Raw genomic sequence first — 23,279 nt, forward strand, 5'->3', positions numbered from 1 at the left:
CCGGACGTTTCTCCTGGGAGGACCCCGATGGCGATCCTGCACACCGACATCCCGACGCGGGCACAGGTCGATGCGCTGCTGACCGCCCGCGAGCCGGTCAGCGTCTCGCTGTACGTGCCGACCGGCCCGGCCTCCAGCGGCGACGCCGAGCGCATCGAGCTAAAGAACCTCGCCGGGCACGCGATCGAGCAGCTCCGGCAGGCGGGCACCGCCAAGGAGGACATCGCGGGGGTCACCGAACACCTGGCCGACCTGGCCGAGGACGAGGAGTTCTGGCGCTTCCAGGCCCGCAGCCTGGCGCTGTTCGCCACCCCGAAAGCGCTTACCACCTTCCGGCTGCCCAACCACCTGAACGCGGCGGTCGAGGTGTCCGACCGGTTCCACCTCAAGCCGCTGCTGCGCTCGATCACCTTCCCGCAGACCGCGCTGGTGCTGGCGCTCGCGCAGAACTCGGTGCGGCTGGTGGAGGTCGTGCCCGAGATGGACCCGGTGATCGTCGACGTGCCCGGGATGCCGGCGGACGTGGCCAGCTCGGTGGGCAAGGAGTCGGTCACCGACCGCTTGCCGCGCCGCCGGTTTCAGGGCAGCGAGGGGCAGAAGCTCCGGATGCGCCAGTTCGCCCGCCAGGTCGACCGCGCGATGCGGCCGGTGCTGCGCGGCGACGTGCCGCTGATCCTGGCCGCGACCGAGCCGCTGCAGAGCATCTTCCGGTCGGTCAGCACCGCTTCGGAGCTCGCCCCGGTCGGCCTGACCGGGAATCCGGAGGAGAGCAGCGACCGCGAGCTGGCGTCGGTGGCCCGCGACGTCCTCGACGACCTGCACGCCGAGCGGCTGCGCGAGCTGCATCGGCTGTTCGAGCACCGCACGGGGCAGGGCCGGACGGTCGCCGACATCGCCGACGTGGCCCGGCACGCGACCATGGGCGCGGTCGACACGGTCTTCGTCGACATCGACAACGCGGTGCCGGGCTTCATCGACGAGGCGGGCGCGGTGACATTCGAGGAAGCCGACGACGCCGTGTCCTACGGCGTGGTTGACGAGATCGCCCGCCGGGTCTGGCTCACCGGCGGCCGGGTCCTCGCGGTGCGCCGCGACGACATCCCGGGCGGCGGCGAAACGGCCGCCATCCTCCGCTACCGCCCCTGACCAGCACCGTTCAGCGGCCGGGCTGGGGGCAGGGCCGCCCCGTGTGCCAGGCGGTGGTGGTCTGCCGATGGTGTCGTCGAGCCTGTCCCGGGTGCTCACCAGACCGCTGATCTGCCGGTTGATGCGGTCGCGCTCTCCGGATACGTCCGCTGCCCGCCGGGGCTGCGCTTCGAGGCGAGCGGCTGCTGCTCTTCGTGGTACCACAGCTTCCGCACGCTGACGCCCGTCTTGGCGGAAATTGAAACTGCGACCGAGCCGTCCACGGCCGCACGGCGCCACAAAAGGCCGAACCGGCGACGAGTCACCCGATCGGGGCGCTAGCCTGCTGTGGGATTTTCTACGCGGTGAGGAACCGGATGGACAAGCGGCTGATCGACTGGACCGGCGAGCGCTGTGTGCCGTGGACCGACGACGTTCAGGTCGTCTACGAGCACTACCACCGCTACGCCCTCGCAGCCCGCTTCGTGCGCGGCAAGCGGGTGCTCGACCTCGCCTGCGGCGAGGGCTACGGCGCGGCGCTGCTGGCCGCCGAAGGAGCCGAGGTGGTCGGCGTCGACATCGACCCGACCACGGTCGAACACGCCCAGCACAACTACGGCAGCCGCGACGTCAGTTTCCAGGTCGGCTCGATCACCGACCCCGAACTGCTCGCCGACGCCAAGCCCTTCGACGTGATCGTCTGCTTCGAGGCGATCGAGCACGTCGAGGACCACGACGCCATCCTGAGCCTGGTCAGGTCCCGGCTCGTCCAAGGTGGACTGTTCCTGAGCAGCACCCCCGACACGGCGGTCTACTCGCACGAGCACGGCAACGACAACCCTTACCACGTCAAGGAACTCACCGCGAAGCAGTACGAAACGCTGCTGGAGGACGCGTTCCGGCACGTGGCCGTGCTAAAGCAGAACGTCACCGTCGGATCGCTGCTCACCCCCGCCGACCACGGCGACCCGGACACCGCGATCGAAGGCGTCCGGCTGCAGACGATCGAAGGGCACGACGGCGAATGGGCCGTCCGGCAAGGCGTCCCGCACACCTACCTGCTGGGCATCGCGTCCGACAAGCACCTGCCGAAGCTGCCCGCCGCCGCGCTGCTGACCGACGCCGACCTCACGCTCATCCGCCGCGGCGGCGACGTCACGCCAATAATCGAACAACGCGACGCGGCGGTCGCGGACGTGGCCAAGCTCCACGAGCTCTACCAGCGCAGCCGCGTCGAGTCCGAAGAGCTCAAGAGCACCATCAGTAGGCTCGAAGAACTGCGCAAAGCCGAAGAGCAGCGCGCCGACCAGGGCATCCGCGAGCAGGCGAAGCTGCGAGCCGAACTGGACCGCGTCGGCGGCGAGCTGCACGAGAGCCAGCAGAGCGCGGAGCGCGACGCTGCGCGCATCGAGTGGCTGCGCGACACCGTCGCGCGGCTCGAAGGACGCGTAGCGGACGCCGAGCGGCAAGCGGCGGAGCTCGGCGCAGCGAACGCGGAGCTGGCGGCGCAGAACTCCGCGCTGGTGCAGCGCGCGGTGGCGAAGTACCGGAAGGTCGTCGAGCGCGTAGCGCCGCGCGGCACCGCGCGGCGCGATGCGTACGAGATCGCGCTCGGGCGCAAGCCCGGCGTGCCGCAGGCCGAGGAGGCGGTCGAGACCGGTCCGCTTCCCGTGCCGCACAGCGACAAACCGCTGGTTAGCGTGATCGTTCCGGTGCACGGCAAGTGGCCCTACACCCGGCAGTGCCTGCGGTTCCTCGGCGGGCATGTGGTGTCCGTGCCGTTCGAGGTGATCGTCGTCGACGACGCCTCGCCGGACGACAGCGCCGAGAAGCTCGCCGCTTGCGAAGGTGTCCGGCTGGTGCGCGCCGAACGCAACCTCGGGTTCATCGGCGCCTGCAACCTCGGCGCCGAGCACGCGCGCGGCGAATACCTGTTCTTCCTGAACAACGACGCCGAGGTCACCGAGTCCTGGCTGGACATCCTGATGGACACGATCCGCGGTGACGAACGCATCGGGCTCGTCGGCGCCAAGCTGGTCTACCCGGACGGACGGCTGCAGGAGTGCGGCGGCATCGTATGGTCCGACGGCAACGGCTGGAACTACGGCCGCAACACCGAGCCCGGCGGCGCCGAGTTCAACGTGGTGCGCGACGTCGACTACTGCTCCGGCGCGGCAATCCTGGTGCGCACCAACGTGTTCCGGCAGGTCGGCGGCTTCGACACCCGGTACGCGCCCGCCTACTACGAGGACACCGACCTGGCGTTCGCGGTGCGCGCGGCCGGCTACCGGACCGTGGTGCAGCCGAAGGCCGTCGTCGTGCACCACGAAGGCGTGTCCAACGGCACCGACCTCAGCACCGGGGTGAAGAAACACCAGGAGCTCAACCGCAAGGTATTCGTGGAGAAGTGGGCCGACACGCTGGCCGCCGAACACCTGCCGGAAGCCTCGCCGCGCAACCTCTGGCTCGCGCGGCAACGCGGCACCCGCGGCCACCACGGGCCGATCGTGCTGGTGAAGGATCACCAGGTGCCACGCCCGGACTTCGACTCCGGTTCCGTGCGGATCCGCCGCGTGCTGGAGCAGTTCGTGCGGCTCGGCTGCCGGGTGGTGTTCTTCCCCGGCAACCACGCGCGCCTGGAGCCCTACACGACGCAGCTGCAGCAGCTCGGCGTCACGGTGCTGCCCGAACCCGAACTGCAGCAGGCGTTCCTGCACGAGGCGGGCTCGGAGATCTCGCTGGCACTGCTGTCCCGCCCGCAGGTCGCGTGGAGCCTGGTCGAGGAGCTGCGCACCTGCGCGCCGCAGGCGGTCATCGCCTACGACACCGTCGACGTGCACTTCCTCCGGCTGGAGCGGCAGGCCGAGGTCGCCGAGCAGCAGGGCGACCCGGCGCGGGCGGAAGCGCTGCGGCGCAAGGCCTTCGCGTCGCGGCAGATGGAACTCGGACTGACCCGTTCCTGCGACGTCACACTGGTGGTGTCCGAGGCCGAGCGGGTTCTGCTGCGCGAGCTGGTCCCCGACGCCGACGTGCGGGTGCTATCCAACGTGCACGAGGTCGACTGGAGCCCGGCGAAACCGGACGGGCGCAAGGACCTGCTGTTCGTCGGCAGCTTCGACCACCCGCCGAACGCCGACGCCGTGCGCTGGGCGGTGCGCGAGATCATGCCGCTGGTGCGGGAGACGTGCCCGGACGCGGTGCTGCACGTCGTCGGCAGCAACCCGACCGACGAGGTCCGGGAGCTGACCGGGCGGGGCGTGCAGGTGCACGGCTGGGTCGCCGACCTGGAGCCGCAGTACGCGGCGAGCCGCGTGACCCTCGCGCCGCTGCGGTTCGGCGCCGGCGTCAAGGGCAAGGTCGGCGAGAGCCTCAGCCTCGGGGTGCCGGTGGTCGGCACGACGGTGGCGATCGAGGGCATGCATCTGGTGAATGGCGAGCACGTGCTGGTCGCCGACGATGCGGAGGGACTGGCGGAGGCGGCGGTCCGGCTGCTCACCGACGACGACGCCTGGCAGCGGCTGGCGGAGGCGGGCAAGGCGGGCATCGCGGCCCAGTTCGGCCCGGACGTCTCCCGAGCGGCCCTCGGCGACCTGCTCGCCACCACCGACTACGAGGCCTGATCCCGACACACCCCGGCGCGTCGGGCCCCGACGCGCCGGTCCCCCGCAATTTCCATTGAAATCGAAGGTCCGATTTCCATTGAAATCGAAGGTCCGATTTCCATTGAAATCGAAGGTCCGATTTCCATTGAAATTGCGGGGACGTCGGTTCGGGTCAGTCGCGGACCGTCGGCGGCAGGTGGTTGACCTGCTGGTCGAGGACCGACTTGAACGTCTCCTGCGCCGCCGCCTTCTGGTCCGACGAGCCGCTGACGTCGATGATGATCGCCCAGTTGTGCGCGACGTAGGCGGTTCGGAACGTGCCGCCGGTGTTGACTACCTTCACACCCTGGTAAGACAGCTTGTCCATTTCGGACAGACCCTGCTGGGCGGCGAGGTATTTGTCGACCACGCCCTTGGCAGCGTCGGAGTTGGGCATCTGCAGCGCGAGCAGCGTCTTCTTCGGGGTCGCGCCCTCGGTGCCGTTGAACCAGCCGTCGACCAACCCGCCCTGGATCGCGGAGTCGAGCACTGTCTTCGGCTGCAGCAGCCCGCCCTTGGCACCCTGCAGGCTCGGCAGGTCCAGCGCCCCGCTCCACGGGTGCGCCGGGCCGGACACCGTGACCAGTGTCTCCTGCGAGCCGGCCGGCGGGTTCGCCCTCGCGGGCGGCGGCGTGGGCAGCTCCTGGGTCTGCACCGGGGGCGGCGGTGGCGCTGCGGTCGGCTCGGTCGGCGTGTTGCCGCTGCTGGAGGTGAAGTAGAGGATCCCGGCGACGATAACGCCGACTAGCAGCACGCCGCCGATGGACAGCCCGGCGATCAGCTTGCCCTTGCCGGGTTTGCTCGCGGACTCGAACACCTCGGGGCCTTGACGCATCCACGACGCGTCGCCATGGTCCGGCGTCGCCGGCAGATCATCGCCCCAGGGCGTGCCGGTGCTTTCGACGGCACCCCAACCCTGCTGCGGCCCCCACTGCGGCTGCGGCGGCTGCTGCGCCTGGGCCCACTGCGGCTGCTGGCCGAGGTTGACGACCTGGGTGCTCTCGGAGTCTCTCGGCGGCTGGGCCTGCGGCTGCCGCTGCAAAAGCGGGTTGAGCACGACCTGCGTTGCTTCGTCGGCCGCACGACCTTGTTGTTGCGGCTGCTGCTGCGGGGTGGCCTGAGAGGCAGCGTCTGCCCAGCTGAACGCCGGCGGGAACGGGTTGGGCTGCTGCGGTGCCTGCTGCTGCGGGAATCCGCCCGAGGAAGGCCCCACCTGCGGTTGTTGCTGCGGGAATCCACCGGGCGGCGGCCCTGCCTGCGGCTGCTGCTGCGGGAACTCGCCGGATGGCGTGCTCGCCTGCGGTTGTTGCTGCGGGAATCCGCCCGAGGAAGGCCCGTTCTGTCCGTTCTGGGCCCGACCGAGCACGGCGTCTCGCCGCTGGCGGTACTCCTCAGCGGAAATCCGCCCCGCCGCGAGTTCGGCGTCGAGATTCTGCAGCTCGTCTTGCCAGGTCACCGATGAGCCCTTCCCGGGTTTGCGAACGCCCCCAATTGCGATCGACCGCCATTCTGGCACCCGCAAGGGGGAACGGGGGGCACCGGCCGGATAACGATCCGACTCGGAGTCTGGCCGGAGCGGGCTACGAGAAGGTAATAGGTCCACAACCATGTTGTCCCGAGCTAGGCTACCCAGCGTTGACTTCTCTGGCCGGGGACATGACTTGATGGGGTGATCTGGGTGGGTGACGCGCGGGTCGTCCACACTCACCCGGAGTGGTTCGCCGAGCCGAACCACGGGTTCGCCTGGATCCGCATGATCGGCGCGCTCGCGGTCATCTACGGGCACAGCTCGCCGCTGGCCGGAACGGGCGACCTGTTCCCGGCGGACTGGCCGGTGCAGCCCGACGAGGGCGTCCTGATGGGCTTCTTCGCGATGAGCGGCTTCCAGATCACCGAGAGCTGGATCCGGGATCCTCACCCGTTCAGGTTCGCCGCGAAGCGCATCCTGCGGCTGTGGCCGCCGATGCTCACGGTTTCGCTGACCATGGCCCTGATCATCGGCCCGATGATCACGACCTTGTCCATCGGCGACTACTTCGCGGCCAACGGCACCTGGGGTTACGTCGTCAACAACGCCGGTCTGCTCACGCTCAAGCACGAGCTGCCGGGCGTGTTCGTGAACAACCCGTGGCCGAACGCGGTGAACGGGTCGTTGTGGACGCTGCCGATGGAGCTGCTGGCCTACGCCGCCCTCTACACATTGCTGCTGCTCGGCGCGGGGAAGCACAAGTACCGCTGGCTGGCGGTCGTGGCGCTGATCGGGATCATCACGTGGGACCGGTACCTGGAGGAGCTGCCGGGCTCGGAGTCGGCGGGCTCGCTCCTCAGCGTGCCGGTGGAGTCGCTGGTGGCGTTCCTGGTCGCCTTCGCCTTCGGCGTGGTCCTCAACCTGTACCGGGTCCCGCTTTCGCCGTTGGCGGCCGGCGGCGGCCTGGTGCTGCTGGTGCTGATGCCCAACAGCATCACCGGGTCGTTCTGGATGACCTTCGCGGTCAGCTACGCGGTGGTCGTGACCGGGCACTTCTGGCCGTCGCGGCTGACGGTGCCGGGCGTGTGGGTCAACGGCAGCTATGGCGTGTACGTGTGGAGTTTCCCGATCCAGCAGCTGCTGGCAATGGCCGGAATCCGTAACCAGTGGTTGATGCTGATCTGCGCCGCCCCGCTGGCCTACTGCGTCGGCACGCTGTCGTGGAAGTTCATCGAAGAACCGACGATGAAGCTGCGCCACTACCTCACCCCGGCGTCGAAGAAAAAGGAACCAGAGCGGGCGGAGGACGGACTCGACGAGCCGGAAGACCTCGACGATTCCGAGGATCCCGACGACTTCGACGACCTGGAACCGGAGGACCGGGACGAACGGGATGACGACCGGGCGGCGCGCTTGGACGATCCGGACGAGCCCCGAGCGGCGCGCGAGGCGACAACCATGCGCCGACCGCCGCCCCGCCCACCGGCACCCAACCGCGACGGCGCTGCCCAGGAACCCCCGACCAAGCTGACCCCGGCCCGTCCGGGGGCGGACCAGACCCGCCCGCCACGTCCGCTCCGCCGCGCGACCACCCCGCCGAACGGCACACCGGTCAACCACAACCGCGTTAACGGCGCGCCTCGGCACGGCAGCGCTGACGGCCCGAACGCGGCCCGGCTCAACGGGCTTCCCATGAACGGCACGGGGCCGCCGCTCGGTCGGCCGTCCGCCCGCTCCCGCCGCTCGGCCGAGCAGTGGGCGGTCGGCCCGCCCGCTGTGCCGCCTGAGGACTCGGTGCTGTCCAAGCGGCTGTCCGGGGACTTGGACTCCGACCGGACCCCCGTGGACCGCCAGGCCGTTCGCCGCACCGGTGGTCGGCACGCCCGCCCGGAACCGCCGCCGACGCCGGAGGAGGAGACCCGGCCGGTCCGTCCCAAGCGGCAGGACCGCCCGTAGCGCACGCGTACCCTCGGGTGCATGGCGCTTTTCGGTGACAAGACCAGGTTGATCGACCCGGCCGAGGCCTTGCCGGGCCGTTCCAACCCGCTCCCGGTGGCGGAGTCGCATGCGGTGTTCCCGGACCGGCGCATCATGCCGCCGTTCCCGGAGGGCTACGCCACCGCGGTGGTCGGCATGGGCTGCTTCTGGGGAGCGGAGCGCACTTTCTGGCGCACCGAGGGCGTGTGGTCGACGGCGGTCGGCTACGCGGGCGGCTTCACCCCGAACCCGACGTACGAAGAGGTGTGCTCGGGCTTGACCGGCCACACCGAGGCCGTCCTGGTGGTCTTCGACCCGGCCGCGATCAGCTACCAGCAGGTCTTGAAGGTCTTCTGGGAGAACCACGACCCGACCCAGGGCATGCGCCAGGGCAACGACATCGGCACCCAGTACCGCTCGGCGATCTACTACGCGGACGACCAGCAGAAAGCCGAAGCAGAAGCGAGCGCGCAAGCCTTCCAGAAGGCCTTGACCAAAGCGGGTTTGGGCCAGGTCACGACGGAGATCGCACCGCTGAAGACCTTCTACTACGCGGAGACGTACCACCAGCAGTACCTTTCACCACAGAAAAACCCCAATGGGTACTGCGGCCTAGGCGGCACCGGGGTCTCCTGCCCGATCGGCCTGGGCGTCCCGGGCGAGCGCTGAGCACGGTCTACTCGATGGACGAGGACGGGCCCCCTGCCGGTTGACCGGCACGGGCCCCGTCCTCGTGGTTTCACGAATAGCCGCTCCGGGCGTGCCGTTCAGCCGTCCTGGCCTTGAGCGTCCTGGCCCTGGGCGTGGGCTTGCGCGGGGCTGCCGTCCTCGGAGTGCGCCGAGGAGGATGCCGAGGCCCCCTGTTCGGATGTCCGGTTCTGCCCGGATGTGGCGTCCTGGCTGGTCACCTGCTGTAGGAGCGAGGCGGGATCGAAGGGCACTTCCTCGGCCGCGGCGATTCCGGCGGAACCCAATCCGCACAACCCCGTGAACAGCACCCCGACGATGAAACGACGCATGGAACTACCTCCGTGGACGAAGTGGACTATGCCGCCCAGGAGAAGATCACATTGCCCGAAATCCCGCTTTCCGCATCACCTCAAAGAAGCCAGTGATTCCCAACTTCGAGGGAAGCCGGAACGACAAACCCACCTGATCAAGCGACCAAACCCAAAACCCGGCCAAAAGACGACCAAACCCAGACCAAACGCCCCCTGATCGGCAACAACACCAACTTGCAAGAGCCCGGCAAAACAAGAACCATCAACCCATGACCGACCACGTGTACCGGGTAACAGAAGTAGTGGGCACATCAACGAAAGGAGTGGACGACGCAATAAAAAAGGCGATCGGAAGAGCCTCCCAAACCCTGAGGAACATAGACTGGTTCGAGGTCGAAAACGTAAGGGGCCACGTGGAAGACAACGAACTGGCCCACTACCAAGTAACCCTGAAAATAGGATTCCGCCTAGAAACCTAAACCCAAAACCCACCAACAGCCAAAAAGCCCACTCACGACGCGTGGAGAACAACACAAGCCAAGGTGACGTGTTTGGCTGCTGGTCACTGAGCAGGCCAGGAAACACCCCCGCACCGCAAGGGAGCCAGCAAGCCCGGAGCCCCGCTCCGTAGGCGCCAACGACGTCAAGGTGACGTGTTTGGTCGCTGGTCACCGACCAGGCCAGGACCCTCTTTGCCACCCCCCCACCACAAGGGAGCCAGCAAGCCCGGAGACCCGCTCCGTAGGCACCAACGACGTCAAGGTGACGCGTTTGGCTGCTGGTCACCGACCAGGCCAGGGAACGCTTCTCCACCGCAAGGAGCCAACGAACCCGGAACACCGCACCGTAGGGGGGTTTGGGGGGAGTCGCTCCCCCCAAAGAAATGGCGAGGAGCCAAGGTCGAACGAAGTCGACACAAGGCTCCCAGCTCCGAGCGGATGACGGGACTCGAACCCGCGACCCTCACCTTGGCAAGGTGATGCGCTACCAGCTGCGCTACATCCGCATTTTCAGCGCCCTGTTGGGCTGTTGATAACCACTTTAGCCCATCGTTGCGGGCCCGTTCACCAGGGGGCCCTATCGGGTTGGGGAGGAGACCGCCCGGGTCGGGGTGATGCGTAGCAGGACGCGGTGTTCTTCCTGCATGGCCTGGCGATATGCGGCCCAGTCCTCGTGTTCGCCGGAGATGCGGCGGTAGTACTCCTCCAGGAGGGGGAGCGCGGCGGGGAGCTCGACGATCTCGACGATGCCTTCGACCTGGATCCAGCGGCCGAAGAACTGGTCTGGCAGGACGCACAGCCACGCGCGGGGGTCGCGGCGCAGGTTGCGCACCTTGGCTGCGCCAGCGACAGTGCTGACAGTGACGTGTCCGGCGCTGTCCGTGGTGGTCAGCACCGGTGTCATCTGGGGGGTGCCGTCGGCGCGGAGCGTGCTGAGCACGGCGCGGTGCTGGTTGCCGATCACTTCGCGGGCTTCGTCGAGATCCACTGCGACCTCCGTGCGGTGACTGGTGACAGCCGTGGTCCGAGGGTCCACGGTAGCGATTGCGCTGGTCGCGCGGTATTTCGCCGCGGCTGGTCGTTGGGGGGAGTTCATGGGGATGGGTGAGGACGTCGCCGGGGGGCCGTTGCCGGACGACCGGGTGCTGCTGGCGCGGTTGCGGGCTGGGGATGATCTCGCCTATGGCGATCTGTACCGGCGGCACGCGCCTGCGGTGCGGCGGTTCGCGTTGAGCATGCCGCAGCCCGGGATTGACGTCGACGACGTGGTCGCCGAGGTGTTCTTGCGCACATTGCGCGCGGTCCGGGCCGGGCACGGGCCGCGCGATGCGATCCGCACCTACTTGTCGACGGTGGTGCGCCGGGTGCTGTGGGAGTGGGCGGCGGCTCGCCGGGACGAGCTGATGAACGGCGATGAGCTGGGCGAGCACACGCCGCGGCAGCGCGATCACCAGTCCGTGCAGGCTGAGGGGGAGTTGCTGGCCCGCGCGTTCCACCGGCTGCCCGTGCGTTGGCGGGAGGTCCTGTGGTGGACCGAGGTGGAGGGGCATCGGCCGGCCAGCCTCGCCGGTCAGCTGGGACTGACCCCGAACGCGACGGCGGTGCTGGCGCATCGGGCGCGCCGCGGGTTGCGGGAGGCTTACCAGCAGGCGGCGGAGCTACCGGTCGCGGGCTGTTTGCGCCGCGCTTGACGGGGCGGGTTCGGGGTTGGCCGGACGCCGCTCATGATCGACAATGGGACCGTTCTGGGCTCGACTATCACCCGTCGGGTCCATGACGCACGCGGTACCGTTGCTCCACGGTCGGTGACCGACGGTGTTCGAGTGGCGAGACGATGTTCCGAAGCGACCAGCCCGGGTGGGCGGGGAGGCGACGATGAACCGGGTGGTGCGGGGTTCCGACGGCCGGGAGTGGACGATCAAGGCGAGCCTTGAGTGGTCCAACCCGATCGCGGCGGACGAGTTCGAGCATGACGTCAACGGGGGTTCGGCGCCCGCGATCCTGATGGGCGCGCTGTTCCTGTTCCTGGTCGTGATGTTCGTGGTTTGGACGCCGACCGAGGTGGTCGTGCCGAACTGGCTGATTTTGCTGCTGATCGTGGGCGTGCTGTTCTTCCCGGTCCGCTGGGTGCTGCGGCGCCCGTGGACGGTCACCGCGGCCACCCCGGGCGACCACGACGAGAACCCGCCGGAGACCTGGGTGGGCGTGGTGCGCGGTTTCTTCGACGTGCGCCAGGAGATCTCCTTGGTGGCCCGGCACATCGAGCTGCACGCGGAGCCGGACATGAACGGCGGCCTGCAGCCGGTGGAGTAGCGATTCCGATTGAAATCGCCGGGGTGGGCGGCACACTGGACCGATGCCGGAGAGCTTCTGACCTGCTGTTTTTTGGATTCCGATGGTTGCAGGCGGATGTCGGTGACTGGCCGCAAGCTAGCAGGTCAGGCCGTGTTTTCGGCGGCTTCGATCACGGTCTCTGAAGATGTCTGTCGGCCGTGGTCTGCCCCAAGATCTGCCCCATGCGCCGTTCCGGCTGTCTGGTCTGCGCTCGTCGCCTACCTGGTCACCCTGGCGCACCTCACTGGATCAGCGGGCCGCTCGGCGAGGCCGGGCCGACGGTCGTGGTGCCCCTGGTACTAGCCGCGGTCTACGCCGCGTTGCGCGCCCTCGAACCGCACATGCCCGCGTGGCTGACCCGACTGCTACTCGGCAGCAATCAGCCGCCCACCTACCGCGCCGAGTAGCCTCGCGCTGCCCAGCTACCGCATCATCCCCAATGGTCGTGGCCGGGTCCAAACGCGAGCGCCACCGCATCCTTCCGGTTCGCCGGTCGGGTGCGGGGGGCGTTTGTGTCTTCGGGTTTTGCTACTCGTCCGCTGGAATTTCGATGCGTGGGAAAAGCGGCGTCGGCTTGTCTAGTTCGTCGCCGCCGTCGCCGAGCTGCGCCGCGACCCGCCGGGCGGCATCCGGTAGGAACGGTGTCAACTCGTCGGCCACCAGGCGCTCGGTGTCGACCAGCGTGCGCAGCACAGTGTCGAGGCGTGCGGCGGCGTCCTGGTCGCCGTTCTTTTCTGCCTTCGCCAGGATCCACGGGGCGTTCTCGACGACGTAGCGGTTGGCCTCGGCGACGATCTCCCACAGCGCGCCGGTTGCCCCGCGGAAGTCGAAGCGGTCCATCGCGGCGTCGATCCGGTCCCGGACGCCGTCGACAGGGCCCACCTCGTCGGTGGTGCTCGGCGCGGGCACGGTGCCGCCCCGGTACTTGTGGATCATCGACACGGTGCGGTTGACCAGGTTGCCGAGCCCGTTAGCCAGCTCGTCGTGGTAGCGGCCGATCAGCCGTTCCAGGGTGAAATCGGCGTCGCCGACCCTGGGGACATCGCGAGCCAGCCACCAGCGCAGCGCGTCAGTGCCGTAGTCGTCGACGATCGCCACGGGGTCGATGGCGTTGCCCAGCGACTTGCCGAGCTTGCGCCCGTTCACCGTGAGGTAATCGTGTACGAAGATGTGCGTCGGCAGGGGCTGGTCGGCGCTCATTAGCATCGCGGGCCAGTAGATCGCGTGGAAGCGGATGATGCCCTTGCCGATCACGTGGTTCCGGCGGTCGGAGTTGACCCACCAGTGGTCGTAGAGGTCGGCGGACTCGCCGTCGCCGAAGTCCAGGGCGCTGATGTAGTTGCCCAGGGCGTCGTACCAGACGTACATGACCTGGCTCGGGTCGTCCGGGACCGGGATGCCCCAGCCGCGGGCGCGTTCGACCGAGCGGGACACGCTGAAGTCCTGCAGCCCGCTCTTGATGAAGCTCAGCACCTCGTTGCGCCGCGACTCCGGTTCGATCTTCAGACGACCGGATTCGATCAGCTCGCGCAGCTGGTCCTCGTAGCGGGAGAGCTTGAAGAACCAGTTCTCCTCAGACACTTTCTGGGGCGGCGTCAGGTGCTCGGGGCACAGACCGTCTTCGGTCAGCTCGGCTTTGGTGTAGAACTGCTCGCACCCGACGCAGTACAGGCCCTCGTAGTGCTTCTGGTAGAGGTCGCCCGCAGCGGAAGCGGCGCGCCACAGGCGCTCCACGCCCGCTGTGTGCCGGGACTCGCCCGAGGTGCGGATGAAGTCATCGAAGGAGATGTCGAGCGGGCCGCGGAGATCCTTGAACGCCTGGGCGTTGAGGTTGACGAACTCCTGGGTGGGCATCCCGGCGTCCTCGGCCGCGATGGCGTTCTTCAGACTGTTGTCGTCGGTGCCGGTGAGGAAACGTACCTCGTGGCCGCGGTGTCGCCAATGCCGGGCCATCATGTCGGCTTCCACCAGCTCCATCGCGAACCCCAAGTGCGGCTTGGAATTGACGTACGGGATGGCGGTGGTGATGTAGCGACGTGAGGTCATGGCCCTCTCCGATCGAACGGAACTTTGGCGTGATCAGGGTAGCGACCGGGCCATATGTCAAGGCGGTCGGCGTCACCGAGAGCGCCGACCTCCTTGCCGTGCGTCACAAGGTCACGCGAGCGTGGCCACCCGCTCCACCGTCGCCGAGACCTCGTCGACCGCTGGCGGGGACAGTGGCAGCACGCTGGTGGTCACCTTCGACCACAGGTGGTTGCCGTCGAGTTCCTGCTCCACCGACTCCACCCGCAAGATCTGGTAGTACGGGATTTCTACCGCCTGATCGGGCAGATAGTGCGGGTAGGTCGTCGAGCCGTAGATCGTCGAGCCATCCTCCAGCTCGGCGGCAAACCGGGTGGTGACCACGACGAGATTCGGCCCGGCCTGCATCATCACGCCATCGAACGCTGGAATTTGCGCGATGCCGTTGACACCGCGCCGCAGGTGGGAGATCCCGCCCTCGATGCGGGAGTGGTCGAACGCCTGCGGGCCGCGGAAGTGGGTCACCGAGCTGGCACGGACATGCGCCATCGGTTGGCCAGTCGCGTTCCGCATGAACGACTCGCGGCTGTTGCCGTTGAGGTGACGGCCGATAGTGAGGTGCCCGCCCGAGGCGCGCAGCATGCCGACGGTCCCGGCTGTTTCGCGGGCGGCCATAACCAAGGCGCGGTCGCAGCACATCAGCACGATGGTGCGTGGGTCCCACCCGTCGGCCATCTGCTCGAAAATCACGTCCATCTCGCGGACGCCCGTCGAAGGGTCGATTCGACCGGTGCCGGCACCGAGCACCGGCCGCCCCGTCACCCGGGGTGGGCGCAATTTCTCGCGAAATTGCGCCGTCCTCGGGTGATCACAGGCGCGACCGAGCCTTCGATGCGGTAGCCGTGATGTTGACTCATCGCGTGTCCTCTCGGGTCCGGATCATTTTGCGGTTACTGAACGTATTGATCTGACCTCTGTGTGTCACTCCGCTGAATGTGTCGAACGCGCGGTCGAATGGCTGAGTTGGGGATCACACGCCTTGGGTGTCTAGCGATGCACCTGGCCGACGCGCTATCGGAGCACGCGCCCACCAGGTGCCCGGCGCGCCCGGGTCGGTTGCGGCCAGTGCCGCGCGTCGACCACCGCCAGCCGCGACCGGTTAGGTGTCGGCTGTTGCGCGCCGGGCGATTCTGGGGATGGCCAGGCGGCGTCGGAGGGCTCGCGTCGCCTGACCTTCCGGGGTGCCCGGCCGCCTTTGGGATGACGGTGCCGGGCACGGGGGGGAAACACCGGTCGGGGTCGACTGCGGCATTCCCACCGGGCCTACAGCTGCAGCAACGCGACGTAAAGCCGCCGCAGCATTCCGGGATGCCGTGCCATGGCTTCCCGGTCGTCGACCGGGAAGCCGGACTCGACCACCGGCAGCATCCGGGTTTCCAGCGCGGCAACGTCGTCGGCTGTCGTTTCCTCGCCGTTGGCGGTTCAGCCGAGCGTCACAGGTCGATGACCTCGTTTGGGGGTTCGTCAAGCCACACGTCGTGTTGCCCGGCATCGATGGTGAGGCCGAAGCGTTCGCGGGCCGGGCTGCCGAGCGCTTGCCATTGCTGGTGGGCGAATCGGCGGGGATGCACCGAGGGGCGATGCACCCCCGCCGAACGGTCCGGTGCCGGTCGGGGGATTCACGGCACCGAGCCGGGTCTACAGGCTTTGCAGGGCGGCGAGCAGCCGCCGCAGCATTCCGGGGTGTCGTGCCATCGCTTCCCGGTCATCGACCGGCAAACCTGACTCGACCAGTGGCAGGTGCCGGGTTTCCTCGAGGGCGAGCGCATCGGCCAGATCGCCGCGCATGACGACCGGCTCGCGGAGCCGATGCCGGCCATGTCCGCGCGTCTCGGCCTCCACCCGCGCGACCAGATAGGCGACCGTCAGCGCACCCTCGCCGCTACCGGCGTGCTGTGCCGGGGCGTAGTAGAACGTCGCCCACACCGCGAGCCCGCCAACGCCGAGCAGGCCGCTTGCGACCACCGCGGCGATCATCGCTTTGCCTCCGATATGTCGATAACAAGCGGTTCCGGCGGCTTTCCATCACCGCGCAGCGCAGCGGTCACCATCGCGAGCTGGTCGCCGAGTTGCCGGATTTCGTCGTCGCTCCACAGGCCGCGCTCGACGTCGTCGGCGGCGTAGCCGAGCATGAACACCGTTGCGCGGATCATGCGCCCGATGTGGGCGTGCTCGGCGGTCATCGCGCACCCGCCGCCGGCGGCATGGGGCATTGGGCGAGCACGTGCGCCGCCGCGTTGCAGTCGGGGCACGTGTCCCAAAGCCACGCCAGTTCACTCGTCTTGGCCTGGATGGACAGGTCGCACAACGTCGTGACTGTCTCGCCGTCTCGCCATCCACCGGGCGGGCGGTCGTCGATGGTCGCGTGCCGCTGCTCAGCACCGGGAACCCAACTGAACGGATGCGGTCGATACATCGGGAACCACCTTTGTAGCCGGGGGCGTGTCCACGCGCGGTACCGTGGTCACAACTGGATCTATGTCTCGCAATCCACCTTGTTGGATTGCGAGACAATGAGCAATAGCTCGATCGGCGGACTCATATGTCCATGCAATCCGTACGATGTGGTTCATGGCCCGATCCACAGCGGGAAGCCCCAAGGCGCGCACGCTCGCCGCTGAACTGCGGAAACTCCGTGAAGACAGCAAGGTCGGCGTACGCGAGCTGGCACGCAGAATCGGCAAATCTCACGGCTGGGTGAACCGCACCGAGTCGGGCGCGCGGTCCATCACGGTCGACGACGTGACCAGCATCCTGACGGGGCTGGAGATCTCCAGCCCGGAGCGGGAACGGCTTGTCGAGATGGCCCGCGCCGTTGACGAACCCAACTGGCTACGTCCGGGGATACCGGGTGTGCGCGAAGAACTCGTGACGTTGATCGAGTACGAGCGCACCGCCACCAGCATCATCGAAGCGGCACCGCTGCTCATTCCGGGAATCCTGCAAACCACGGACTACGCCCGCGCCGTCATGGCCGGTCTGCCCGTGAGCGAACGCGAAGCGAAGATCGGGATGCGCGCGGCCAGGCGCGATGTCTTGACCCGCCGCACCGGTCCCGCGTTCGAAGCGCTCATTTTGGAACACGTGGTGCTCGATCCAGTCTGCGCGCCGGAGCACCACGGCGACCAACTGCGTCACCTCCTGCGGATGGGTGAGCTGCCGAACGTGACGATCCGCGTCATCCCATCGCACCGGCACGCGTGGATACCGTTGTATGCTGGGCACTTCATCATGTTCGAGTTCGGCGACGCCTCGCCGATCGTGCACCTTGAAACGCTGGCCTCGGGAGTGTTCCTGTCGTCGCCCGGAGTGGTGAACACCTACGCGGAAGCCCTGGGTACTGTCCGGCAGGCGGCGATGACTGCGGAAGAGACGGCCGACTTCATCGCCACCTGCATCGACAAGATCGAGGAGACTCTATGACGGTACACCCGACCCACCCGACGGGGTGGCGGAAGGCGTCCTACTCGGCGCAGCAGACTGCATGCGTCGAGGTCGGCCGCGTTACCAATGGTGCCGCGGTGCGCGACACCAAGAACCGCGCCGCTGGATACTTCACCGCCAACCGCGACCAGTGGTCGGCGTTCGTCGCCGCGATCAAGGGCGGCAAGTTCGACGCCTGACCCACAACAAAGAAGCGCCCGCCCGGTGTCCTGGTACCGGGCGGGCGCTTCCGTTTTCGCGGTCACCACCGCCAGTAGTAACGGCCGTGCGCAGTCCATTTGGTTGGGGCGGTACTGGAAGATGTGGAAGGCCATGCCCTTGGCCTTGGCGATGAACTGGTCGCGGCGCAGCTTCTCCCGCAACACGCCGTCGTAGGCCCGTTGTCGTCGAGCCACCGTTCGTACTGCTTTAGGCACCGCTGATTGGAGTGGTACGGGTTCGAGCGCGGGTGATCGCGGCGGTGTCCGGGTGGAACGAATCTGCCCCAAAAGTCGGGGCGTACGGGCAGGTCAGAACGACTTTCGCTGGCACACTGGACCGGTGCCGGAACTTCCCGAGGTGGAGGCGTTGGCCCAGCACCTCCGCGACAACGCCGTGGGCCGCACCGTGGCGCGCATCGATGTGGCGTCGATGAGCGTGTTGAAGACCGCCAGCCCGCCGTGGACGGAGTTGCACGGTCGTGCCGTCACCGGTGCGGTGCGGCATGGCAAGTACCTCGATCTCGATTGCGACGGGCTGCACCTGGTGTGCCACCTGGCGCGGGCCGGTTGGTTGCGCTGGTCGGACAACCTGTCGCCGGTGCCGCCGAAGCCCGGCAAGGGGCCGATCGCGCTGCGGGTGCACCTGGGCGGTGCGGGTTTCGACCTGACCGAGGCCGGCACGCAGAAGAAGCTGGCGGCCTGGGTCGTCGCTTCGCCCGCGGAGGTGCCGGGGATCGCGAAGCTGGGGCCGGATGCGCTGGGCCTGGACGCGGCCGGGTTGGCCGAGGTCCTGGCGGGGCGCACCGAGCGGATCAAGACGCTGCTCACCGACCAGTCCGTGCTGGCCGGGATCGGCAACGCCTACTCGGACGAGATCCTGCACGCCGCGAAGCTGTCGCCGTTCGCGACGGCGGGCAAGCTCGACGCCGCCGCGATCGAACGGCTGCACAGCAGCGTGCAGGAGATCTTGCGGGATGCCGTGCAGCGTTCGCTGGAGCAGGATGCGGCGCGGCTGAAGGCCGAGAAGCGGTCGGGGATGCGGGTGCACGGGCGCACGGGGTTGCCGTGCCCGGTGTGCGGCGACACGGTCCGGGAGGTGTCCTTCGCGGATCGGTCGATGCAGTACTGCCCGACCTGCCAGACTGGCGGCAAGCCGTTGGCGGACCGCCGGTTGTCCCGATTGCTGAAGTAGTTGTCCACAGCCTGTGGACAACTGGCCTGGTTGTGCACAGGACGTTGCCGCTGGTCGAGTAACTACTTTCCGCTGAATGGAATAGTGAGGTACCGCTTATCGACGGAAACGGTGCACTGAGCGTAGTCGCCTTGATTCCATGGGTGGCGGCACTGAAGATTGATGTTGTGCCCGAGATGTTGACTGAGCGGACGGTCCTGACCACGCTCGCCGCACTCGCCGTGCTCGGCATGTTCGTGCTGCTGTGCCGGGCGCGACGGGTGAGCACCTCCGCAGAGGACGCCACGCTGTCGGCGTTGCACCGGGTGACCAGTGCGGCCCCCCACCTGCGGGCCGGGCTGAACCAGGAATCCGCCGACAAGACAGCGCCGCACCTGCGGGCGCTGCTGGCGTGCGTCGCCGTCGGCATCGTCGACGCCGACGGCACCCTGCTGAGCTGGGACGGCGAGGTCAACTACCACTACGCCGACCTGCGGCCCAAGATCGAGCAGGTGCTGCGCACCGGCAAGCGCGAGTTCCTCGACCACGGCGACGTGATCTGCGACCACCGGCCCTGCCCGATGCGGCACGCCGTGGTGGTGCCGCTGGAGGTCGAGGGCGAAAGCCGCGGCGCGCTGACCATCGTCGCGGACGGCGACCGCAAGCGGCTGCTGCGCGCGGCCGCCGAGGTCGCCAATCACGTGTCGACCCAGCTGGAACTGGCCGAACTGCAGGAGTCCAAGGAGCGGCTGGCCAAGGCCGAGGTGCGCGCGCTGCGGGCGCAGATCTCGCCGCACTTCATCTACAACGCGCTGAACACCATCGGCTCGCTGATCCGCACCGACCCGGAGCACGCGCGGGACCTGCTACAGGAGTTCGCCGACTTCACTCGCTACTCGTTCCGCACCAGCGGGCTCTACACCACGCTGGCCGACGAGATCCGCAACATCGACCGCTACCTCACGCTGGAGAGCGCCCGCTTCGGGCCGGACCGGCTGAACGTGCGGCTCAAGATCGCCCCGGAGGTGCTGCCGGTGGTGGTGCCGTTCCTGGCGCTGCAACCGCTGGTGGAGAACGCCGTCCGGCACGGACTGGCGAACAAGCCTGGCGGCGGCACCGTGTCGGTGATCGCCGAGGACAACGGCACCGAGGCGCTGATCAGCGTGGACGACGACGGCATCGGGATGGACCCGGAGCTGCTCGACGCGGAACTGGCCAACGCGCACCTGACCGGCGCGCACGTCGGTCTCGGCAACATCAACAACCGGATGCGGGCGACCTTCGGCAACGACTACGGCCTGGTCGTGGAGACCGAGCGGGGCGCGGGCATGAAGGTCATCATGCGGGTGCCGAAGTTCGCGCCGGGCGTCCGGCCGGTGCCGCGGCAGGTGATCGACGAGCCGGCCGTAGGGTTGGCGGCCGGGCCGCAGCTGAGCCGGTAACGTCGAGGTATGGACGAGAAGGCGCCGCAGAAGTTCACCGACATGTTGGCCGGGAAGTTGTCCTCGAAGCTGCCCGGCAAGCTTGCCGAGCGCGCCGAGCGCGGGCCGGTAGTCGCCGTGGTGAAGCTGCACGGCGTCATCACGCCGACGCCGTCGCCGATGAGCCGGTCGACGATTTCGCTGCAGACCGTGGAATCCGCGCTGACCCGCGCGTTCGGGCACGACCGGCTCAGCGCCGTGGTGCTGTCGATTAACTCGCCGGGCGGGTCGGCGACCCAGTCGGCGCTGGTGTCCGACCGGATCCGGGGCCTGGCCGAGGAGAAGCAGGTGCCGGTGCTGGCGTTCTGCGAGGACGTCGCGGCCTCCGGCGGCTACTGGCTGGCCTGCGCGGCCGACGAGATCTACGCGCACCCGACGTCGCTGGTCGGTTCCGTCGGCGTGGTCAGCGCCAGCTTCGGGCTCACCGGGTTGTTGGAGAAGCTCGGCGTGGAGCGCCGGGTGCACACCGCCGGCACGCACAAGGTACGGCTCGACCCGTTCGGCCCGGAGAAGGAAGAGGACGTGCGGTGGCTGCGCGGACTGCAGGACGAGCTGCACGAGCAGTTCCGGGCCTGGGTGCGCAAGCGCCGCGGCGGCAAGCTGAACGGCTCTGACGACGACCTTTTCTCCGGCGAGATCTGGACCGGCACGAAGGCCGAGAAGTTCGGTCTGGTCGACGGTTTGGGCACGCTGCGGGACATCGTGAAGCAGAAGTTCCCGGAGGCGCACCTGCTGACGGTGGAGCCGCGCAAGCCGCTGCTGGCCCGGCTGGGCATGGCGTCGTCGGTCGGTTTCGGCCGCAGCGGTGCGGATTCCGTGCTGGCCGCCGTGGAGGCGCTGGAGCACCGCGCCATGTGGAACCGCTTCGGGCTTTGAACCTGCTGCCGGACTCGCCTTGCTTGGTTGTGCGAGTGGCGGAACCTTAGCGGCCTTCTCAACCCCGGGATCCCCGGCGCACGTGGTCCATTACGTCGCGTCGGGGCTGTCCTCTCGGGAAAAGCTCGGGGTGCGGGGTGTCCCCGCAAGGCACTGTTGAGAACCTGCGGCGGCGCCGGCTGCGGGGGTGGGCCAAGCGGCCGCACCGCTTCGGAGACAAGAACCCGCCCTACCGACCTCGACGCAACCCCTTGCCGAACAGCCTCCGCGGAGATCACCGCGAAGGGCGCTCCTTCGGGAGATGCGGCCGTACTTCCTGGAAGCTGAAGGGGGATCAGCGGCCGCGAGTACTTTGGGCGCTATGGAGCATCCAAAAGTACTCACGGACCCGGTCGGGGCCACGATTTGATCTTGACAAATCCCCTGCGAACACAGGGTAATCGGTGTGATCGCACTGTGTCGATCTTGTTGCAAACGAACTCACTCGTTCAGCCCTATGCAATAGGCTGATCAGGCTAAAACCGTTGCTGCTGAGCGGAATTTCACGCCGTGCACCCCCTGCTGTCCTGTGCTCTCCGTTAGCAACTAGTTTGGTTGGCAGGCGTGACTGACCTCACTCGGCGACTGGCGTGGCCGGGAGCCGCTCCGGCGGGTGGGAGCCGATACTCGATCATGGACACAGTGCGCCGTGGGCGCGGCAGGATATGGCGTTGCAGTGAGTACACGAGAAAATCCAGCGGGGCTCGTCGTTCTGGCCGTCGATGACGAGATGGCCGGGCTGGATGAGATGAAGTACCTGCTCGGCAGCAACTCGCGGGTCGGGCGGGTGCTGACCGCGTTCGACGCGGCCGAGGCGCTGCGCCTGCTGCGCAGCGACGACCCCGAGCTGATCGGCCGGCGCGACGATGATTCGTCCATTGTGGACGCGGTATTCGCGGACGTCTCGATGCCCGGACTGAGCGGGATGGAACTGGCCAGGGTGCTCACCGCCTTCCGCAATCCACCGGCCCTGGTGTTCATCACCGGGCACGAAGAGAACGCGCTGGAGGCGTTCGAGGTCGGCGCGCTGGACTACATCATGAAGCCGGCCAACGCCGAACGCATCGACCGCGCGCTGCGCACGATCGAGAAGAACAAGGCCCAGGCGGCCAAGGGCACGCGCGCGCTGGAGGCCCCGGCGGCCGACGACGACGAGGTCATCCCGGTCGAACTCGCCGGCACCACCCGGATGATCCCCCGCAAGGACGTGCGCTGGGTTGAGGCGCAGGGCGACTACGCCAGGCTGCACACGGCCGAGGACTCGCACCTGGTGCGAATCCCGTTGGCGCAGCTGGAAGAGCGCTGGGCGGAAGCCGGTTTCCTACGCATCCACCGGTCGTTCCTGGTGTCGCTACCGCTGGTCACCGAGCTGCGCATGTCGTCGTCCGGGTATTCGGTGGTACTCGGCGGCGGGCCGCCCAAGGAACTGCCGGTCAGCCGCCGGCACACCCGCGAGCTGAAGGACCGGCTGGTCCGGGCGCCGCGGCAGGGCTGGGGCCAGCAGTGAACCGCGGTTCGCCGGGATGAGCCCGGACCACGGCTTCGACATCCGGGCGCGGCTGGGGGACGGCACGCCCCGGCCGCGCCGCAAGCGCGTGGTGCTCGCCGACCGCCGCACCCGGCAGGTCGCGCGCACCATCATGGAGCTGGAGGAGCAGACCAGCGTCGGCGAGGTGCTGGTCCGGCACCTGGTGAAGGTGCAGTTGCGCAGCGCGCTGGTGCTGACCGGGGTGGTGGCGGCCGTGCTGCTGGGGCTGCCGTTGCTGTTCTGGGCGGTGCCGGCGATCGGCTACCTGGAGGTGCTGGGCTTCCGGGTGACGTGGCTGCTGCTCGGCGTGCTGGTCTATCCGTTCCTGGTGCTGATCGGGTACCTGTGCACTCGGAACGCGGAGCGGCACGAGCGGGACTTCATCCACATGGTGGAGCAGTGACCCGCA

At 68.2% G+C, this 23,279-nt stretch carries 25 protein-coding genes and 1 tRNA gene; 16 read left to right on the top strand and 10 right to left on the bottom strand.

All coding sequences use genetic code 11. From position 1 onward, the window contains the following. Window positions 1–27: 27 nt before the first annotated feature. Both ACRXBZ_RS20085 and ACRXBZ_RS20095 read left to right on the top strand, forming a co-directional pair. Window positions 28–1,146, top strand: a complete 1,119-nt coding sequence (locus ACRXBZ_RS20085; RefSeq protein ID WP_433880396.1) for a baeRF11 domain-containing protein — start codon at window positions 28–30, stop codon at window positions 1,144–1,146. Between the two features lie 356 nt (window positions 1,147–1,502). Next, window positions 1,503–4,745: a glycosyltransferase gene (locus ACRXBZ_RS20095; RefSeq protein WP_433880398.1), complete on the top strand. Its 3,243-nt coding sequence runs from the start codon at window positions 1,503–1,505 to the stop codon at window positions 4,743–4,745. Between the two features lie 154 nt (window positions 4,746–4,899). Here the strand turns inward: ACRXBZ_RS20095 and ACRXBZ_RS20100 are convergent, their stop codons facing one another. Beyond that, window positions 4,900–6,222: a hypothetical protein gene (locus tag ACRXBZ_RS20100; RefSeq protein ID WP_433880399.1), complete on the bottom strand. Its 1,323-nt coding sequence runs from the start codon at window positions 6,220–6,222 to the stop codon at window positions 4,900–4,902. Between the two features lie 222 nt (window positions 6,223–6,444). On the opposite strand from ACRXBZ_RS20100, the gene ACRXBZ_RS20105 reads away from it, so the two are divergent. Then, the gene (locus tag ACRXBZ_RS20105) at window positions 6,445–8,190 is read left to right on the top strand and encodes an acyltransferase family protein (RefSeq protein ID WP_433880400.1); all 1,746 of its coding nucleotides are present in this window, start codon (window positions 6,445–6,447) and stop codon (window positions 8,188–8,190) included. Window positions 8,191–8,211: 21 nt separating this feature from the next. Then, complete coding sequence (msrA, locus tag ACRXBZ_RS20110; protein ID WP_433880401.1) at window positions 8,212–8,880, top strand: peptide-methionine (S)-S-oxide reductase MsrA; 669 nt, start codon at window positions 8,212–8,214, stop codon at window positions 8,878–8,880. Window positions 8,881–8,978: 98 nt separating this feature from the next. Here msrA and ACRXBZ_RS20115 read toward each other — a convergent pair whose 3' ends face one another. Then, window positions 8,979–9,230 (bottom strand): hypothetical protein, encoded by a 252-nt coding sequence (locus ACRXBZ_RS20115; protein WP_433880402.1) that lies wholly within the window; start codon window positions 9,228–9,230, stop codon window positions 8,979–8,981. A gap of 251 nt (window positions 9,231–9,481) precedes the next feature. Between ACRXBZ_RS20115 and ACRXBZ_RS20120 the strand changes: the two genes are divergently transcribed. Continuing rightward, on the top strand, window positions 9,482–9,691 hold the full coding sequence (locus ACRXBZ_RS20120) for a dodecin (protein WP_433880403.1): 210 nt from the start codon (window positions 9,482–9,484) through the stop codon (window positions 9,689–9,691). A 454-nt stretch (window positions 9,692–10,145) separates the two neighbouring features. On the opposite strand, the gene ACRXBZ_RS20125 is transcribed toward ACRXBZ_RS20120, so the two are convergent. Further along, window positions 10,146–10,218: transfer RNA gene (locus tag ACRXBZ_RS20125), tRNA-Gly, on the bottom strand. 71 nt (window positions 10,219–10,289) lie between these two features. Next, window positions 10,290–10,700 carry a PPOX class F420-dependent oxidoreductase gene (locus ACRXBZ_RS20130; RefSeq protein ID WP_168586012.1) on the bottom strand — a complete coding sequence of 137 codons (411 nt, stop codon included), beginning with the start codon at window positions 10,698–10,700 and terminating at the stop codon, window positions 10,290–10,292. Window positions 10,701–10,731: 31 nt separating this feature from the next. Here ACRXBZ_RS20130 and ACRXBZ_RS20135 point away from each other — a divergent pair, with 31 nt between their 5' ends. The 3 genes from ACRXBZ_RS20135 to ACRXBZ_RS20145 all read left to right on the top strand — a co-directional run bounded on the left by ACRXBZ_RS20135 (window position 10,732) and on the right by ACRXBZ_RS20145 (window position 12,453). Continuing rightward, window positions 10,732–11,403: an RNA polymerase sigma factor gene (locus ACRXBZ_RS20135; RefSeq protein WP_433880404.1), complete on the top strand. Its 672-nt coding sequence runs from the start codon at window positions 10,732–10,734 to the stop codon at window positions 11,401–11,403. 184 nt (window positions 11,404–11,587) lie between these two features. Continuing rightward, window positions 11,588–12,025, top strand: coding sequence for a DUF983 domain-containing protein (locus tag ACRXBZ_RS20140; protein WP_433880405.1), 438 nt, complete (start codon window positions 11,588–11,590; stop codon window positions 12,023–12,025). 203 nt (window positions 12,026–12,228) lie between these two features. Beyond that, complete coding sequence (locus tag ACRXBZ_RS20145; RefSeq protein WP_433880406.1) at window positions 12,229–12,453, top strand: hypothetical protein; 225 nt, start codon at window positions 12,229–12,231, stop codon at window positions 12,451–12,453. Window positions 12,454–12,574: 121 nt separating this feature from the next. Here the strand turns inward: ACRXBZ_RS20145 and ACRXBZ_RS20150 are convergent, their stop codons facing one another. The 6 genes from ACRXBZ_RS20150 to ACRXBZ_RS20175 all read right to left on the bottom strand — a co-directional run bounded on the left by ACRXBZ_RS20150 (window position 12,575) and on the right by ACRXBZ_RS20175 (window position 16,547). After that, window positions 12,575–14,092 carry a methionine--tRNA ligase gene (locus tag ACRXBZ_RS20150; protein WP_433880407.1) on the bottom strand — a complete coding sequence of 506 codons (1,518 nt, stop codon included), beginning with the start codon at window positions 14,090–14,092 and terminating at the stop codon, window positions 12,575–12,577. A gap of 111 nt (window positions 14,093–14,203) precedes the next feature. After that, on the bottom strand, window positions 14,204–14,821 hold the full coding sequence (locus tag ACRXBZ_RS20155; protein WP_433880408.1) for a hypothetical protein: 618 nt from the start codon (window positions 14,819–14,821) through the stop codon (window positions 14,204–14,206). A gap of 743 nt (window positions 14,822–15,564) precedes the next feature. Beyond that, the gene (locus ACRXBZ_RS20160; RefSeq protein WP_433880409.1) at window positions 15,565–15,702 is read right to left on the bottom strand and encodes a hypothetical protein; all 138 of its coding nucleotides are present in this window, start codon (window positions 15,700–15,702) and stop codon (window positions 15,565–15,567) included. 67 nt (window positions 15,703–15,769) lie between these two features. Continuing rightward, window positions 15,770–16,108, bottom strand: coding sequence for a hypothetical protein (locus ACRXBZ_RS20165; RefSeq protein WP_433880410.1), 339 nt, complete (start codon window positions 16,106–16,108; stop codon window positions 15,770–15,772). Next, window positions 16,105–16,314: a hypothetical protein gene (locus ACRXBZ_RS20170; RefSeq protein WP_433880411.1), complete on the bottom strand. Its 210-nt coding sequence runs from the start codon at window positions 16,312–16,314 to the stop codon at window positions 16,105–16,107. The genes ACRXBZ_RS20165 and ACRXBZ_RS20170 overlap by 4 nt, the downstream gene beginning before the upstream one ends. Further along, window positions 16,311–16,547, bottom strand: a complete 237-nt coding sequence (locus ACRXBZ_RS20175; protein WP_433880412.1) for an HC3 family zinc finger protein — start codon at window positions 16,545–16,547, stop codon at window positions 16,311–16,313. Before ACRXBZ_RS20175 ends, ACRXBZ_RS20170 begins: the two co-directional genes overlap by 4 nt. A gap of 155 nt (window positions 16,548–16,702) precedes the next feature. Here ACRXBZ_RS20175 and ACRXBZ_RS20180 point away from each other — a divergent pair, with 155 nt between their 5' ends. The 8 genes from ACRXBZ_RS20180 to ACRXBZ_RS20215 all read left to right on the top strand — a co-directional run bounded on the left by ACRXBZ_RS20180 (window position 16,703) and on the right by ACRXBZ_RS20215 (window position 23,273). Further along, window positions 16,703–17,554 (top strand): helix-turn-helix domain-containing protein, encoded by an 852-nt coding sequence (locus ACRXBZ_RS20180; RefSeq protein WP_433880413.1) that lies wholly within the window; start codon window positions 16,703–16,705, stop codon window positions 17,552–17,554. Next, window positions 17,551–17,754, top strand: coding sequence for a DUF397 domain-containing protein (locus ACRXBZ_RS20185; RefSeq protein WP_433880414.1), 204 nt, complete (start codon window positions 17,551–17,553; stop codon window positions 17,752–17,754). The genes ACRXBZ_RS20180 and ACRXBZ_RS20185 overlap by 4 nt, the downstream gene beginning before the upstream one ends. 25 nt (window positions 17,755–17,779) lie before the next feature. Continuing rightward, on the top strand, window positions 17,780–17,950 hold the full coding sequence (locus ACRXBZ_RS20190) for a hypothetical protein (protein ID WP_433880415.1): 171 nt from the start codon (window positions 17,780–17,782) through the stop codon (window positions 17,948–17,950). A 165-nt stretch (window positions 17,951–18,115) separates the two neighbouring features. Then, window positions 18,116–18,967, top strand: a complete 852-nt coding sequence (locus ACRXBZ_RS20195; protein WP_433880416.1) for an Fpg/Nei family DNA glycosylase — start codon at window positions 18,116–18,118, stop codon at window positions 18,965–18,967. Between the two features lie 176 nt (window positions 18,968–19,143). Next, a complete protein-coding gene (locus ACRXBZ_RS20200) occupies window positions 19,144–20,388 on the top strand; it encodes a GAF domain-containing sensor histidine kinase (RefSeq protein WP_433883922.1) in 1,245 nt (414 codons plus the stop codon). Window positions 20,389–20,397: 9 nt separating this feature from the next. After that, complete coding sequence (locus ACRXBZ_RS20205) at window positions 20,398–21,303, top strand: S49 family peptidase (protein WP_168586022.1); 906 nt, start codon at window positions 20,398–20,400, stop codon at window positions 21,301–21,303. Between the two features lie 769 nt (window positions 21,304–22,072). After that, on the top strand, window positions 22,073–22,849 hold the full coding sequence (locus tag ACRXBZ_RS20210) for a LytR/AlgR family response regulator transcription factor (RefSeq protein WP_433883923.1): 777 nt from the start codon (window positions 22,073–22,075) through the stop codon (window positions 22,847–22,849). Window positions 22,850–22,865: 16 nt separating this feature from the next. Next, window positions 22,866–23,273 carry a hypothetical protein gene (locus ACRXBZ_RS20215; protein ID WP_168586024.1) on the top strand — a complete coding sequence of 136 codons (408 nt, stop codon included), beginning with the start codon at window positions 22,866–22,868 and terminating at the stop codon, window positions 23,271–23,273. The last annotated feature ends 6 nt before the right edge of the window (window positions 23,274–23,279 follow it).

The sequence above is a fragment of the Saccharopolyspora hattusasensis genome (assembly GCF_050972075.1).
GTDB lineage: Bacteria > Actinomycetota > Actinomycetes > Mycobacteriales > Pseudonocardiaceae > Saccharopolyspora > Saccharopolyspora hattusasensis.